This window comes from Brevundimonas abyssalis TAR-001, assembly GCF_000466985.1.
Lineage (GTDB): Bacteria > Pseudomonadota > Alphaproteobacteria > Caulobacterales > Caulobacteraceae > Brevundimonas > Brevundimonas abyssalis.
Genome location: NZ_BATC01000014.1, coordinates 1 through 13,988, shown reverse-complemented (window position 1 = coordinate 13,988; position 13,988 = coordinate 1). Strand labels below are relative to the sequence as shown.

Annotated in this window: 14 protein-coding genes and 1 pseudogene; 8 read left to right on the top strand and 7 right to left on the bottom strand. The window is 67.5% G+C overall.

Annotated features, from left to right (window positions below; all coding sequences use genetic code 11):
* Window positions 1-21 precede the first annotated feature (21 nt).
* The 6 genes and pseudogenes from MBEBAB_RS05735 to MBEBAB_RS05710 form a co-directional block, all read left to right on the top strand.
* Window positions 22-2,688, top strand: a pseudogene (locus MBEBAB_RS05735) (TonB-dependent receptor domain-containing protein); the annotation flags it as partial.
* Window positions 2,673-3,326: a TonB-dependent receptor domain-containing protein gene (locus MBEBAB_RS17940; RefSeq protein ID WP_158332121.1), complete on the top strand. Its 654-nt coding sequence runs from the start codon at window positions 2,673-2,675 to the stop codon at window positions 3,324-3,326. The pseudogene MBEBAB_RS05735 and the gene MBEBAB_RS17940, both read left to right, overlap by 16 nt.
* A gap of 232 nt (window positions 3,327-3,558) precedes the next feature.
* The gene (gene ftsZ / locus MBEBAB_RS05725) at window positions 3,559-5,151 is read left to right on the top strand and encodes a cell division protein FtsZ (protein WP_021696995.1); all 1,593 of its coding nucleotides are present in this window, start codon (window positions 3,559-3,561) and stop codon (window positions 5,149-5,151) included.
* A gap of 153 nt (window positions 5,152-5,304) precedes the next feature.
* Window positions 5,305-6,204 (top strand): UDP-3-O-acyl-N-acetylglucosamine deacetylase, encoded by a 900-nt coding sequence (gene lpxC, locus MBEBAB_RS05720; protein ID WP_021696994.1) that lies wholly within the window; start codon window positions 5,305-5,307, stop codon window positions 6,202-6,204.
* A 52-nt stretch (window positions 6,205-6,256) separates the two neighbouring features.
* Window positions 6,257-7,933, top strand: coding sequence for a lysine--tRNA ligase (locus tag MBEBAB_RS05715; protein WP_021696993.1), 1,677 nt, complete (start codon window positions 6,257-6,259; stop codon window positions 7,931-7,933).
* A 297-nt stretch (window positions 7,934-8,230) separates the two neighbouring features.
* Window positions 8,231-8,770, top strand: coding sequence for an SH3 domain-containing protein (locus MBEBAB_RS05710; RefSeq protein WP_021696992.1), 540 nt, complete (start codon window positions 8,231-8,233; stop codon window positions 8,768-8,770).
* Window positions 8,771-8,827: 57 nt separating this feature from the next.
* On the opposite strand, the gene MBEBAB_RS05705 is transcribed toward MBEBAB_RS05710, so the two are convergent.
* On the bottom strand, window positions 8,828-9,460 hold the full coding sequence (locus MBEBAB_RS05705; protein ID WP_021696991.1) for a S24 family peptidase: 633 nt from the start codon (window positions 9,458-9,460) through the stop codon (window positions 8,828-8,830).
* Window positions 9,461-9,681: 221 nt separating this feature from the next.
* Between MBEBAB_RS05705 and MBEBAB_RS05700 the strand changes: the two genes are divergently transcribed.
* On the top strand, window positions 9,682-9,924 hold the full coding sequence (locus MBEBAB_RS05700) for a hypothetical protein (protein ID WP_045318928.1): 243 nt from the start codon (window positions 9,682-9,684) through the stop codon (window positions 9,922-9,924).
* Between the two features lie 103 nt (window positions 9,925-10,027).
* Here the strand turns inward: MBEBAB_RS05700 and MBEBAB_RS17340 are convergent, their stop codons facing one another.
* The 6 genes from MBEBAB_RS17340 to cutA all read right to left on the bottom strand — a co-directional run bounded on the left by MBEBAB_RS17340 (window position 10,028) and on the right by cutA (window position 13,829).
* Window positions 10,028-10,213 carry a hypothetical protein gene (locus MBEBAB_RS17340; RefSeq protein ID WP_021696990.1) on the bottom strand — a complete coding sequence of 62 codons (186 nt, stop codon included), beginning with the start codon at window positions 10,211-10,213 and terminating at the stop codon, window positions 10,028-10,030.
* A gap of 230 nt (window positions 10,214-10,443) precedes the next feature.
* Window positions 10,444-10,797, bottom strand: coding sequence for a hypothetical protein (locus tag MBEBAB_RS05690; RefSeq protein ID WP_021696989.1), 354 nt, complete (start codon window positions 10,795-10,797; stop codon window positions 10,444-10,446).
* Window positions 10,798-10,862: 65 nt separating this feature from the next.
* Window positions 10,863-11,198, bottom strand: a complete 336-nt coding sequence (locus tag MBEBAB_RS05685) for a PaaI family thioesterase (protein WP_373852868.1) — start codon at window positions 11,196-11,198, stop codon at window positions 10,863-10,865.
* A complete protein-coding gene (locus MBEBAB_RS18605) occupies window positions 11,092-11,550 on the bottom strand; it encodes a PaaI family thioesterase (protein WP_373852867.1) in 459 nt (152 codons plus the stop codon). Before MBEBAB_RS18605 ends, MBEBAB_RS05685 begins: the two co-directional genes overlap by 107 nt.
* Before the next feature lie 219 nt (window positions 11,551-11,769).
* The gene (locus MBEBAB_RS05680) at window positions 11,770-13,398 is read right to left on the bottom strand and encodes a response regulator (protein ID WP_021696987.1); all 1,629 of its coding nucleotides are present in this window, start codon (window positions 13,396-13,398) and stop codon (window positions 11,770-11,772) included.
* Window positions 13,399-13,490: 92 nt separating this feature from the next.
* Window positions 13,491-13,829: a divalent-cation tolerance protein CutA gene (cutA, locus tag MBEBAB_RS05675; RefSeq protein ID WP_021696986.1), complete on the bottom strand. Its 339-nt coding sequence runs from the start codon at window positions 13,827-13,829 to the stop codon at window positions 13,491-13,493.
* Between the two features lie 51 nt (window positions 13,830-13,880).
* On the opposite strand from cutA, the gene MBEBAB_RS16095 reads away from it, so the two are divergent.
* The coding region (locus tag MBEBAB_RS16095; RefSeq protein ID WP_200865109.1) for a 7-cyano-7-deazaguanine synthase at window positions 13,881-13,988 on the top strand (108 nt) is incomplete at its 3' end.

Genomic DNA, 13,988 nt, shown 5'->3' with positions numbered 1-13,988 from the left:
CAGCTGAGCTCGGGTTAAACCATGAAGATAAATCGCAAACTGCTCCTCGGCAGCACGGCCTTCGCGACCGCTTTCGCGCTCGCGTCGCCGGGTCTCGCCCAGGACGCACCGCCCGCATCTGAACAAGATGCCACCACGGTCGAAGAGATCGTCATCACGGGCTCGCTGATCCGTCGTGACCCGGTGAACGCCCCGACGCCGCTGATCCAGGTGAGCCGCGATGAGGTTCTGGAAACCGGCCAGACCACGATGATCGACTATCTGGCGACCATCCCGGCCCTGATGAACTCGCGCGTCCCGACCGACAACACCGGTTCGGTCCTGAACGCCCTGGGTCTGGAATTCGCCAACCTCCGCAGCCTGGGCACGGGCCGCACCCTGACCCTCATCGACGGCCGCCGCCACGTCGGCTCTTCGGCCGGCTCGCTGTCGGTCGACGTGTCGACCGTTCCCCGTCTGCTGATCGAGAACATCGAGATCGTCACCGGCGGCGCCTCGTCCATCTACGGCGCCGACGCCGTGTCGGGCGTGCTGAACTTCATCCTTCGCGACGACTTCGAAGGTCTGGAGATCGACGCCAACATCAGCGAGATCGCCAGCCGCAACGACCGGTATTCGCAGCGCATCTCCATGCTGGCCGGCCGCAACTTCCTGGACGACCGCCTGAACGTCTATCTGCACGCCGAGTATGAGCTGAACGACGAAGTCAACTCGTTCGACCTGCCCTGGCTGGACCGTGCGCCGCTGGTGCTGGGCCTGGACGCGGATCCGACCGCGATGCCTTCCGACGGCATCATCGACCAGGGCGTGTTCTTCAACCTGAACCGCCTCGATCGTCCGCGCTGGGGTCAGACGACCCTGTTCGGCGGCCAGCAGGCCAGCCCGACCAGCAATCCGAACGTGGCTCACGTCCAGTGCGCCGGCCTGACCAACAACACCAACTGTTTCGCCGTCACCCCCGGCCGCACCTTCTGGTATGAAGGCGGCGGCGCCCGTCTGGCCAATTTCGGCACCCGCGTGGGCAACACCGGCATCAACCGTCCGTTCAACGTGGGCGGCGACGGCGTGAACCCGGCGGACTTCTCGCTGTTCTCGCAGTACCCGGAGATGGAGTCCCAGCGTTACCAGGCCGGCCTCAACTTCGACCTGACCCCGAACGTGCGGGCTTTCTTCGAAGCCAAGTTCGTCACCGAAGAAGCCAACTTCATCGGTCAGCCGAGCTTCTTCACCGTCAACCTGTGGGACAACACCTACGGTCCGAACTCGGCCAGCATCCTGCGCGCCTCGTCGCAGTTCGACCTGCGCTACTCGGACAACGCCTTCCTGCCCCAGGCGGTGAAGGATGCCATCGCCGCCAACGTTGTGCCGGTCTATGGCCCGCCGACCGCGGATGCGCCTGCTCCGGTTCTGGGTTTCGTGGCCGCGCCCTACGCGCAGCACACCATGTTCGGTCCTGAGCGCTTCCAGGAGAACACCCGCGAAGTCACCCGCTTCGTGGGCGGCTTCGAGGGCACCTTCGATCGCCTGGCCTTCGTGAACAACGTCAACTGGGACATCGGCTACACCTACGGTGAGGTGGACAACCAGAACCTGGAGTACGGCCTGGACGTCCAGCGCTTCCAGTGGTCGGCCGACGCCGTGGTCGACACCGCGGGCGTCATGGGCACGCCCGGCGCCATCGTCTGCCGCGTAAGCCTGCTGGACGCCCAAGGCGCCCCGAACGGCCAACTGGTGGACTACTTCCGTGGCGGCGACATCCGCGACACGGCTTACGGTCAGCAGTCGATCGACGAGTGCGTTCCGCTGAACATCTTCGGCGCGGGCAACCAGTCTGAAGAGGGCCTGGCCTATTCCAGCGCCTTCCTGGACGTGACCCAGACCAACAAGCAGCACCAGGGCATGGCCCGCATCGCCGGCCAGCTGTGGGACTTCTGGGGCGCCGGCCCGATCGGCATGGCCCTGGGCTATGAGTACCGCAAGGAATACACCGAGGGTGTCGGCCGTGACGCCAGCACCGCCGGTCGTTTCCTGTTCCTGAACACCGGCCCCGACTTCCTGGGCGCCGAGTACAGCAGCGACGAGGTCTTCACCGAAATCTCGGTGCCGCTGATGCGCGACTCGTTCCTGGGTGAGTACGCCGAGATCAGCGGTTCGTACCGCTTCTCGGACTACACCACCGTCGGTGAGATCGAGACCTGGGGCGTGAACCTGGTCTATCGTCCCATCCGGGACATCGCCTTCCGCTCCAGCTTCAACACCTCGATCCGCGTGCCGAACCTGGGCGAGAACTTCTCCCCGGCCACCCAGACCTTCTGGAACGGCGTGGTCGATCCCTGCGACACCCGGCAGATCGCTTCGCCGAACCGCACGGCCGAGGAGCGCACCAACCGCATCCAGAACTGCGAGCTCCTCGCTCAGCAGTACGGGTTCGGCGGTCAGTTCAACTGGACCGACGAGTCGGCCCCCAACGCCTACCTGCCCGCCTATACTTCGGGCATCGCGGGTGTGAACGCGGGCAACCCGTTCCTGGAGCCGGAAGAGTCGGAAAGCTTCACCTTCTCGGTGATCCTGCAGCCCCGCTTCATCAACAACCTGTCGATCGTGCTGGACTACTACAGCATCGAGGTCACTGACGTGATCGCCTCGGTGTCGGCGGCGGTCGCGGCCACCAACTGCGTCAACGGTGCGACGCTCAACACCGCGGCCTGCAACACGATCTTCCGCAACAACCCGAGCATTCCGTTCGGCGTCGGCGCCCCCACCGGGGATCCGATCGGCGGCTTCATCCAGGCTCGCTCAACTACGCCGCCCTGGAGACCGAAGGTCTGGACTTCGCGGTCAACTACGCGATCGACACCTACGACTGGCTCGGCCGCGACTGGGGCCGCCTCAGCTACCGTCTGGGTGGTCTGTGGCTGCTCAAGCAGGAGCAGTACACCAACACGGACGATCCGACCGACGCCACGGTCCTGTCGGGCAACCTCTACTACCCGCGTGTCCGTCTGACCTCGTCGCTGACCTACACGCCGAACGACACCTGGAGCGTGAACTGGACCATGGACTGGCAGACCGCCCAGCACATGGTTCGCCCGTCGACCTTCGTGAACAACCCGGACAGCCGTCCGGCCTCCGAGCTCGACACCGGCGACTTCGCCCGTCACGACTTCACCGTCCGGTGGAACGTGAACGACGACGTTTCCCTGCGGGCCGGTGTTGTGAACGCGTTCGACAACAGCCAGCACCCCTGGCTGGGCACGACGCTCTACAACCAGTTCGACGCCTTCGGTCGTCGCTTCTTCATCGGCATGAACTACCGCCTCTGGTAGGATCTGCTGATCCGAAACGGGAAAGGGCGGCCCTTCGGGGCCGCCCTTTTTCTTTTGTGGGCAAGGGTTCGGGGAACGCCGAAAGGCCTTTCCAATTCACCGACTCAGGCTAGGGGGTAACCATCTCTTAACGTTGATGGTTCTTTCATTAACGCAGGGTTCGGACCCATGTGATTCGCGGGGGTGTGTCGCGCAGGGTCCCGGACAAACGGGTCGGAAGGTCGAAACGAACATGTCGCTGTCGCTGGTCAAGCCGCAACACACTGAACTCAAGCCCCGCATCGTCGTGTTCGGTGTCGGCGGAGCCGGCGGCAACGCCGTCAACAACATGATCGACGCCGGCCTCGAAGGGGTCGAGTTCGTCGTGGCCAACACCGACGCGCAGCATCTGTCGTTCGCCAAGACCGACCGTCGCATCCAGCTGGGCGCCACCATCACGCAAGGGCTGGGCGCGGGCGCTCACCCCGAAGTGGGCATGAACGCCGCCGAGGAGTCCGTGGACGAGATCCACGAGCACCTGGAAGGCGCTCACATGGTGTTCATCACCGGCGGCATGGGCGGCGGCACCGGCACCGGCGCGGCCCCCGTCATCGCCAAATGCGCCCGTGATCGCGGCATCCTGACCGTCGGCGTGGTCACCAAGCCCTTCACCTTCGAGGGCCGCCACCGCATGCGTCTGGCCGACGCCGGCATCGCGGAGCTGCAGCGCTACGTCGACACCCTCATCGTCATCCCCAACCAGAACCTGTTCCGGGTCGCCAACGAGAAGACCACCTTCGCCGACGCCTTCGGCATGGCGGACCAGGTGCTGCACTCGGGCGTGCGCTCCATCACCGACCTGATGATCCTGCCGGGCCTGATCAACCTGGACTTCGCCGACGTGCGCGCGGTCATGTCCGAAATGGGCAAGGCCATGATGGGCACCGGCGAGGCCTCGGGCGAGGACCGCGCCCTGCTGGCCGCCCAGAACGCCATCGCCAACCCCCTGCTCGACGAAACCAGCCTGAAGGGCGCCAAGGCCGTGCTGGTCAACATCACCGGCGGCATGGATATGACCCTGATGGAGGTGGACGAAGCCGCCAACGCCATCTCGGCCGAAGTGGACATGGACGCCAACTTCATCTTCGGCGCCGCCTTCGATCCGGCGCTGGAAGGCAAGCTGCGCGTGTCGGTGGTCGCCACCGGCATGGACGAGGAAGCCACCCAGTCCATCGAACCCCCGCAACAGCGTCCGGTGGAGACCCCGCGCGCGCCGGTCATGCCGACCGCCGCCACCAGCTACGCCGCCGCCACCCGCCACGAGCCCATGACGGCCCGTGAACCCGCCACGCCGTCCTACGCCCGTGAACCGGTCCAGCCGGCCGCCCAGACCCCGGCGCCCCCGCCGCAGGCTGACGCCGACCCCGTCATCCGGCAGGCCCAGCCCGCCGCCGCCTCGGCCGACCCCGAGCGCGTCATCGGCCGCATCGTCGACCCCTCGGTCGATGAGTTTGAGGACGAGGCGTCGGACGCCGAGCAGGGCGACCTGTATTTCGACCGTCGTCCGGAGCCTGCCCCCGTGCGCCGCCCGGCTCCGCAACCGGCCCAGCCGGCGCAGTACGCCGACGACAGCCTGTTCGAAAGCCAGGAGCCCAAGCGCGGATGGAGCCTGTTCGGCCGCGGCCGCCGCTCTCCGACCAGCCAGAGCTACCAGCAGGAAGCGCCCGCCCCGGCCGCGCCCCAGATGCGCCCGACCCATCAGGCCCAGCCCGTGGACGAGCCCCAGCAGACCCAGGCCGACGACGATCTCGAGATCCCGTCCTTCCTGCGCCGTCTCGCCAACTAATTCGTAACCATCGCGATCCCTTGCGGCGCAAGGGTTTCCCGATGGCTCGAAACAATCCGAAACCCGGATTTCATTTACCCTCTGACGCCCCGTCATTAACTGCATGACGGGGCGCAGACCGTCTTGTGACGGTTGCATTACGGGTATCTCGATTTGTTTGGACGCGACGATCATCACGAACGCACGCTCAGCGCGCCCGCCATCTGCGCGGGTGTGGGCGTGCATTCGGGCGAGCGCGTGCGTCTGGCCATCCGCTCGGCCCCCACGGGCACGGGCGTCGTCTTCGTGCGCACCGACGTCACCGACCGCGACAACCGCATCCCGGTGTCGGGCGAAGCGGTGGTCGAGGCGCGACTGAACACCATGATCGAGAACGCCGACGGCGTGCGCCTGTCCACCATCGAACACCTGATGGCGGCCTTCGCAGCCCTGGGCGTCTCCAACGTCATCGTCGAGGTCGACGGCCCCGAACTGCCCATCCTGGACGGCTCGGCCCTGCCGTTCGTCCAGCTTCTGGACCGCGCGGGCTTCCGCCGTCAGCTGGCCCCGGTCCGCTACATCGAGATCCTCGAGCCCATCGTGGTGGAGGAGGACGACAAGCGCGCCGCCCTGCTGCCCTGCGACCGCTACGAGATGCGCTTCGAGATCGACTTCGACTCCAGGGTCATCGGCAATCAGGTGGTGGACTTCGTGGTCGACGAGGCCACCTTCCGCGACCAGATCATGGCCGCGCGCACCTTCGGCTTCGCCCATGAGGTCGAGGCCCTGCGCCGCGCCGGCCTGGCCCGTGGCGGCAGCCTGGAGAACGCCGTGGTCATCGACGGCGACACCATCCTGAACCCCGGCGGGCTTCGGATGGAGCGCGAGTTCGTCAAGCACAAGGCGCTGGACGCCATCGGCGACCTCTATGTGCTGGGCGCGCCCCTGCTGGGCCGCTACGAAGGGGTCAAGGCGGGCCACGCCCTGAACAACCAGCTGGTCCGCGCCCTTCTGGCCGCGCCCCACGCCTGGCGCGAGGTCACCCGCGTCCCGGAACTGGCCCAGGTCGGCTGATCCACGGCGGAATCCATTGACCGCCGGGCGCTCCGCGCCCTAAGCCCACCCCATGCTGCAAAACATCGAAGCCCTGTCCCGTGAGGCCCGGTCGTGGCCGTTCGAGCAAGCCCGCAATCTGCTGGCCCACCTGCTCAAACACCGCCTCGACACGGACGGCGAACGCGACCTGGCCGCGACCCTGATCGGCAGGAACAAGACGGACGAGGCCTTGTCCACGCTGCCGGCCCTCGCGCGCCCGGTGATCTTCGAGACCGGCTACGGCCCCTCGGGCCTGCCGCACATGGGCACCTTCGGCGAGGTGGCCCGGACCACCATGGTGCGCAACGCCTTCCGCGCCCTGACCGGCGACCACTGGCCCACGCGTCTGATCGCCTTCAGCGACGATATGGACGGCCTGCGCAAGGTGCCCGACGGCGTGCCCAATCCGGAGATGCTGGCCGAGGATCTGCACAAGCCCCTGACACAGGTGCGCGACCCGTTCGGGACCCACGACAGCTTCGGCGCCCACAACAACGCCCGCCTGCGCGCCTTCCTCGACGGCTTCGGCTTCCAGTACGAGTTCATGAGCTCGACCGAGGCCTATCGCTCCGGCCGGTTCGATCAGGCGCTGCTGACCTTGCTGGAGCGGTTCGACGCGGTTCAGGCGGTCATGCTGCCGACCCTCGGGCCGGACCGCCGCGCCACCTACTCGCCCTTCCTGCCAATCAGCCCCGTCACCGGCCATGTGCTTCAGGTGCCGACGCTGGAGCGCAATCTGGATCGGGGGACCATCGTGTTCGACGACCCGGCGGGCGGCCGCACCGAGGTTCCCGTCACCGGCGGCCATGTGAAGCTGCAGTGGAAGCCCGACTGGGCCATGCGTTGGGCCGCGCTGGGCGTGGACTACGAGATGAGCGGCAAGGACCTGATCGACTCGGTCAAGGTCTCCTCAAAGGTCTGCCGCGCCCTGGGCGGCGTCCCGCCCGAGGGGTTCAACTACGAGATGTTCCTGGACGAGGCCGGCCAGAAGATCTCCAAGTCCAGGGGCAACGGCCTGACCATGGACGAATGGCTTCGCTACGGCACGCCGGAGTCCCTCAGCTGGTACATGTTCCAGTCGCCCAAATCGGCCAAGAAGCTGCACTTCGACGTCATCCCGCGCGCCATCGACGACTATCTGCAGGCGATCACCAGCTTCCCGGAGCAGGAGCCGCCCAAGCAGATCGACAACCCGGTCTGGCACATCCATTCCGGCGCGCCGCCCAAAGACGCCAGCCCGGCGTCCTTCTCGCTGCTTCTGAATCTGGTGGGCGTCGCCAACGCGTCGAACAAGGCGGAGCTGTGGGCCTATTTCGCCCGCTACCTGCCCGAGGCCACGCCCGAGAACGAGCCCGTTCTGGACCGGCTGATGGGCCATGCGCTGAACTACTACGAGGACTTCGTGAAGCCCACGAAGGCCTTCCGCGCGCCTACGGAGGCGGAGGCCGCGGCCTTCCTGGACCTGGCTGAGCGCCTGCGCGCCCTGCCGGCCGACACCACTGACGGCGAGGTGATCCAGAACGAGGTCTATGCGGTGGGCAAGGAACACGACTTCCAGCCCCTGCGCGCCTGGTTCGCGGCCCTGTACGAGGTCCTGCTGGGCCAGTCGCAGGGCCCCCGCTTCGGCTCCTTCGCCGCCATCTACGGCCTGAACCGCACCATCACCCTGCTGGAACAGGGCGCCCGGGGAGAACTGGCGGCGGCGTGATCCTTCTCCCGAGGGGAGAAGGGGGGAACCCGCGCACCGGAGCGCGACGCGATCCGGTTCTTGCGCGGGGGATGAGGGCGTTCGCTGGCCCCCGGTCACACTGTAAGCCCTCACCCTCCGCGCAAGTGGCGATCTGCTACGCATCTCGCCGCGCGGAGCCGGCCCTCTCCCGCCGGGAGAGGGAAGACGCCCGCCCCAAAAACATGAACCCAATATAACCGCCCTCGTCTGAACCGCTTCAGCTTCGCGCGCCTAGCCTCTCCTCATCGATAGCGATCGAACAAAGGAGAGAGCGTCATGTCGAACCTGAAGTCTTCCTCGAAAGCCGCTCTGGCGGTGTTGATGGCCGGGGCCATGGGCCTGGCCGGAACCGCCTCGGCCCAGTCGTATGGTCAGCAGCCCCAGCGCCCCATGGGCTCCGGCGTCCTCGGCTGCGACGCCCCTGGCGGCCGCCAGCAGGCCGGCGCCGTGATCGGCGGCATCCTCGGCGCGGCCCTGGGCACCCAGATCTCGCGCAACGAGCGGGAGCTCGGCGCGGTGGGCGGCGGCGTCCTCGGCGCAGCGGCCGGCTCCTATGTCGGTTGCCGCCAGCAGCGCGCCCGCCTCGACAACTACAACGCCGGCTACAACAACGGCCATGCGGAGGCCACGGCCCAAGCCAACGCCTATGTGGCCGTCAGCAACCTGCGCATCCGCTCCGGCCCCTCCACCGGCTACGGCCAGATCGGCTCGCTCAGCGCAGGTCAGAGCTTCCAGGTCGCCGGGTCGCAGGGCCAGTGGCTGCAGCTGGCCGGGGGCGGCTATGTCCACTCCGGCTACGTCCGCCGCGCGTACTGATCCTCCCACCGTGCGCGAGGCGAGGGCCGCTCCGAAAGGGGCGGCCCTTCTTCGTGGCTACTGGCTGACCCACAGGATGCGCGCCATCCAGTCGACGTCACGGGGATGCAGGGTGCGCGGCGGATGGGCGGGATTGATGGAGCCCAGCTCCACCCGTGTGGCGGTCAGGCGTGTGACCTCCTTGGCCATCACTTCGCCGCCGGTGGTGCACACCACCACCCGGTCGCCCTTGCGCACGTCGGTCACGGCCCGGTCCACGATCACCACGTCGCCTTCCCGGTACAGGGGCGTCATGGAGTCCCCGCTGATCTTCAGGCTGAAGCGCGCATCCCCGGCCGCCGGCAGCAGGGTGCGGTCCCAGCCCTGTCCGGTCGGATAGCCCGCGTCGTCAAAGAAGCCGTCCGCCCCCGCCTGGGCCATGCCCAGCAGGGGCACGCTCTCGGCCGAGGCCGCGTCTCGCGCCAGCCGCGCGAAGTCGCCCAGACTGACCTCGGCCACATCCAGCGCCCGGGTCAGGCTCTCGGTGGACGGCCAGCGCGGCCGCGGCGGCTCGCCCGGCCCGAACCGCTTGGACCGGTTGAAGCTTGTGGGATCCAGCCCCGCCGCCCGCGCCAGGGCCGACGGCGTCATGCCCTGCCGCGCCGCCAGCGCGTCCAGACCTCTCCACAACTGGGCGTGCGTCAGCGCCAAGGCGACCTCCCGAATCGCCCGAACTTAACATGAAATAGGAATAAAAGCCTCTACTCGAGGCCCGCGGCGCGGCGCTCCTGCCAAGCCAGAAGGTGCCGACGGCCAGGCTGCCCAGTATGCCGATGGTCGCGATGTTGACCACGGCGATATAGGACCACATGGGCGGGCGCACATCGACCCAGGGCAGAATCAGGCCCATCAGGGCCAGAAGCTGGAAGCCCATGGCCCAGGCTGGCCAGCTGCGCTTACTTTTCCAGCTCAGACCGGCAAGAAACAGAAGGATGACGATGTCCAGCATGGCGATCACCGGCTGCCAGTCGAAGAGATTGCTTTCGTGCTGGACCAGCATCGAGGCCAGCCAGGCCACCAGATACACACCCGCAAAGGCCCGCTCCGGCTCCTCGCCCTTGAGCATGGCGAAGGCCAGCACGGCGACCATCACGATCGCGCCGATCTGGGTGTAGAGGGTGTCAAACATGCAAAATCGCCCCCGAACCTGTGGTCCGGAGGCGATAATGCGCTGATTTAGCCTCAACCGATACGGTTGAAGGGAATTCTTACAGCGAATTAAGCGACGCGCAGCTTCACGCCCGGACGTCCCGGGACTTCGACCGGGCGGGTCATGTCATCGGGCTTGTCGAGCGGACCGGCGGCGTAGACGCCCCAGCCCATGCGGCGGTGATCCTTGGCCAGCTCCTGGTGGGTGGCGACGATGGCTTCGCGGGCCTGGCCGAGAGCGGCGATCGCTTCCATGGCCTTGGCCTGGGCGCCGGCGCCGAGAGAGCCGAAACGCTCAACTCTGCACGGCCGGCGATCATGGTCTGCACCAGACCGCTGGCCTGGGCGATGGCGGCGTCGAGCGCCTGTTCCGTGGCGTAAAGCTCATTGGCGACGCCGTTGACGATTTCAGCCTTGTACACGTGCAAACCCTCCACTGTGGTTAGCCAAGTGTTAACACGGTTCAGCCCCTTTGGATAGGGTGTTTACTTCTCGTTCACCATGTTTGCCCGCACCCCGCCGGTCCCGTCCAGCGGCGGCTGATCGTCCGGCTTGTCCATGGGACCCGCGGCCAGGGCGCCAAGACCCATCCGCCGGGCGAGGGCGGCGAGGGTCCGGTGCGCCCCTCCCAGCCGGGCGCGCGCCTGGGTCAGGGCCGACAGCGAGGCCGCCAGGTCATCAAAGGCGGACTGGCCTGTGACCCCCGAAACGCCGGCGCGCATCCGCGCCTCGGGCAGGGCGGCGGTCAGGGCGGCGATCTCGATCAGGGCGTGGTCCACCGCCGCCTCGGCGGCATGGACTTTCCGGCTCAGATCCCGGCCGACGGCTTCGTGATGCATGACTTCACTCCCCGCAAATGACGGGAGCAGACACGCAAAACGCTTGTTTCGCAACAATACTCGTTTCAGTTGTCGAGCAGGAAGTGCGCGGTCAGGGTGGCGATGGGCTGGCGCCGTTCCTCCTGCCAGGCTTCGACGGTCACGGACGCCACCCGGCGTCCGGCCTTGCTGACATGGGCGCGGGCGAAGGTGTCCACCGGCTTGCCGGACCGCAGATAGGCCACCGTCACATTGATGGGGCGCGGCAGCCGCGGGCGCGGGTGCAGCAACGCCAGCTGGGCGGTCGCGGTCAGCTCAAGCAGGGCGGCGGTTGCGCCGCCGTGCAGCGCCGGCAGCATCGGATTGCCGATCAGATGGGGCGAGAACGGCATCACCACCGTCAGCTCGTCGCCGGACGCCAGCGATTTCAGGCCCAGGAACCGGGCGTAGGGGATGCTGTCCAGATCGAAGGCGGCCGTCTCGCTCATGTCGCGGCCCCGGGGCGCGGCCCGTTCGTACCGGCGCCCCGTTCCCCGTCAGAGTTGATGATGTAGCGGCCTGGGCCGCCGCGACCGGATCGTCGGGATCGCTCTCATAGGCGAAGGCGCGCACGAAGCCGATCGAATGGGTCAGGCGATAGCAGCGCGCGCGCGCCAGCAGATCGCGCCCGGGTTCGGCGGCCCGCATGTAGTCGACCCGCAGGTCCAGGGTCGCGATGGGCCGGAATTCGCCGAGCGCCACCCACACCGCCAGGCCGCCCACGTGATCCAGCATCGCCGTGACCAGCCCGCCGGCCAGCACGCCGGCGTTGGGATCACCGACCAGGTCCTCGCGATACGGGGCCCGCAGGGTGACCGCGTCGCCGTCCAGCGCTTCGTAAGCGAACCCCAGGGCATGGGTGTGCGCGGCGCCGGCGGCCAGTTGGGGCAGGAGGGATTCGATGGTTGCGGCCATGGGCCGTTCTTATCCGTGGGGCGCAGGCGGGGAAAGCACCTATCCCGCGCGGCGGGCGGCGTCCTTCGAAGCGTGGGCCTCGCCCTCGGACAGGGCGGTGTTGATGGCCATGCGCAGGCGCTCGGGCTTGATGGGCTTCTCCACCACCGACGACATGCCCGAGGCCACATATTTGCGGGCGTCGTCCGGGTCGGCGTTGGCGGTCAGGGCGATGATGGGCGTATGGGACACGTCCCCGTCCAGGGCGCGGATGGCCCTGGTGGCGGCGACCCCGTCCATGCGGGGCATCTTGATGTCCATCAGGATCAGGTCGAAGCGGGTCGCCTGTACGGCTTCAAGCGCTTCAAGGCCGTCCTCGGCGGTCTCGGAGGTGCAGCCGAACATCTCGCACAGGGCCTGGGCCACCACGCGGTTGGTGGCGTTGTCGTCCACGATCAGCACATGCGGCTGGCTCTGCAGCGACAGGCCGCCGAGCTCGGAGACGTTGGAATCGGCCTCGGCCTCGATCACGGCCTGGGGGGCGCACAGGTCGAAGGCGAAGGTGACCCCCTTGCCCTGGTTCCGCTCGGCCCAGATGCGGCCGCTCATGGCCTGGACGATGTGCCGGCATATGGCCAGGCCCAGCCCGACGCCGCCGGGCGCCGAGCCCTCGTCGGCGGCCTTGATGAAGGTGGCGAACAGGTCGTCGTCCTTCAGGTCCGCCAGGGTCGAGCCGCTGTCGCGGACCCGCGCTTCCATCACCACCGAACCGCTGGCGGCGCGGGTCTTCAGTCCGGCTTCCACCAGACCGCCGCGGGAGAATTTAAGGGCGTTGCCGATCAGATTGTCGAACACCTGTTTCAGACGTCGGCTGTCGATCTCTGCGGCCAGTTCGGTGTCGCCGTCGTAGCGGACCATCAGGCGCACACCCTGGTTCAGGGCCCGGGGCTCCCACTCGGCCTGGATCGCGTCCATGACGCCGCGCAGCACCGTCGGCGCGGGCTCCAGCGCCAGTTCGCCCGCCTCGGCGCGGCTCAGGTCCATGGCGTCCTGCAGGATGCGCAGCAGGGTCTCGGAGGAGTCCACGATGGTCTGCACGTGAGCCTGGGCGTTGGCGCCCAGCGGTTGACGCTGCAACAGTTCGCCCACCGCCAGCACCCCGTTCAGGGGGGTGCGCAGGTCATGGTTCAGGGCATTGAGAAAATCATAGCGGCCGCGCGCCACGGCCACGGCGCGTTCCTGCTCCTGGGCGCGGGTCTCTTCCTGTTCGGCCAGGGCGCGGATCTGACGATCCTTGCCCTCGCTGGCCGCGCGCAGCAGGGCCACGGCCGAGCCGACGCCCCAGTAGGCCCCGTCACGGGTGACGATGAAGCCGCGCAGAAGGGCGCCGGGGCCGCTGTTCAGGATGGGGCCGGCGAAGGCGTCGATGTGGACCCCGGCCTCCACAACGGCGGGCTCGGCGTCCATGACAATGTCGATGGTCCGGTGGGCGTAGCGGGCATGACCGTGATCGCCGGCGAACTTCAGCAGGAAATTATCCCGTTCGATCAGGCCGATCGGGCGACCGTTCTCGACGACAGGTATGACAAGGGTGTCGGGCTCCGCCTGGAACCGCGCGTACACCTCGTGACCGAGGGTCTTGAGGCCGGCCGGGGTGGCCCGTTCGGCAATGGACTCGATCGTCGGCATACGGCCGAGAACTCCCTGTTACCGAGCGACAATGCCCCAGCAGGCTTTGCGGAAGGGTTAAGCTGGGGATGAATCGGGAAAGGTCAGCAAAATCATTCTGATATCGCTGTTACATTGTCCGTGACCCAGGCGGTGAAGGCCCCTGAGGACCCCTCCGTTGATACCGGTAGCATCAGGACGCAGGCGGTATCGTAGGGGTGCAGCGCCAGAATGCGGCTCTTCAGGACGGCCGCGACGTCGGCGGTGGTCTTGAACAGGGCCGGGATCTCCACGCTCTCCTCCACCGCGTCCTCCCAGCGATAGATCGACCGCATGGGCCCCAGGATGTTGACGCAGGCGCACAGCCGCTCACCCACCAGAGTCCGCCCGGCCGCCGCCGCGCTTTCCGCATCGGGCCATGTGGTGTAAAGCACCGCCACTTCGTTTTTCATCACTGGACTCCCTTGCATGCGCGCGGCCCCCGGGCCGACCGCAGATTTGTCATGAGCGCTTCCTCGATCAACCCTTCGTCCTCCGCCCTGGTTCTGTTCTCGGGCGGGCAGGACAGCGCCACGTGCCTGGCCTGGGCGCTGGGCCGTTTCGCGCGGGTC

What these genes read in the sequence shown, in the direction of transcription:
- ftsZ (WP_021696995.1), top strand. Translation starts at nt 3,559, where the DNA reads ATGTCGCTGTCGCTGGTCAAGCCGCAACACACTGAACTCAAGCCCCGC.
- MBEBAB_RS05715 (WP_021696993.1), top strand. Translation starts at nt 6,257, where the DNA reads ATGCTGCAAAACATCGAAGCCCTGTCCCGTGAGGCCCGGTCGTGGCCG.
- MBEBAB_RS05710 (WP_021696992.1), top strand. Translation starts at nt 8,231, where the DNA reads ATGTCGAACCTGAAGTCTTCCTCGAAAGCCGCTCTGGCGGTGTTGATG.
- MBEBAB_RS05700 (WP_045318928.1), top strand. Translation starts at nt 9,682, where the DNA reads ATGGCCCAGGCTGGCCAGCTGCGCTTACTTTTCCAGCTCAGACCGGCA.
- MBEBAB_RS17340 (WP_021696990.1), bottom strand. Translation starts at nt 10,213, where the DNA reads ATGGAAGCGATCGCCGCTCTCGGCCAGGCCCGCGAAGCCATCGTCGCC.
- MBEBAB_RS05690 (WP_021696989.1), bottom strand. Translation starts at nt 10,797, where the DNA reads ATGCATCACGAAGCCGTCGGCCGGGATCTGAGCCGGAAAGTCCATGCC.
- MBEBAB_RS18605 (WP_373852867.1), bottom strand. Translation starts at nt 11,550, where the DNA reads ATGCTGGATCACGTGGGCGGCCTGGCGGTGTGGGTGGCGCTCGGCGAA.
- MBEBAB_RS05680 (WP_021696987.1), bottom strand. Translation starts at nt 13,398, where the DNA reads ATGCCGACGATCGAGTCCATTGCCGAACGGGCCACCCCGGCCGGCCTC.
- cutA (WP_021696986.1), bottom strand. Translation starts at nt 13,829, where the DNA reads ATGAAAAACGAAGTGGCGGTGCTTTACACCACATGGCCCGATGCGGAA.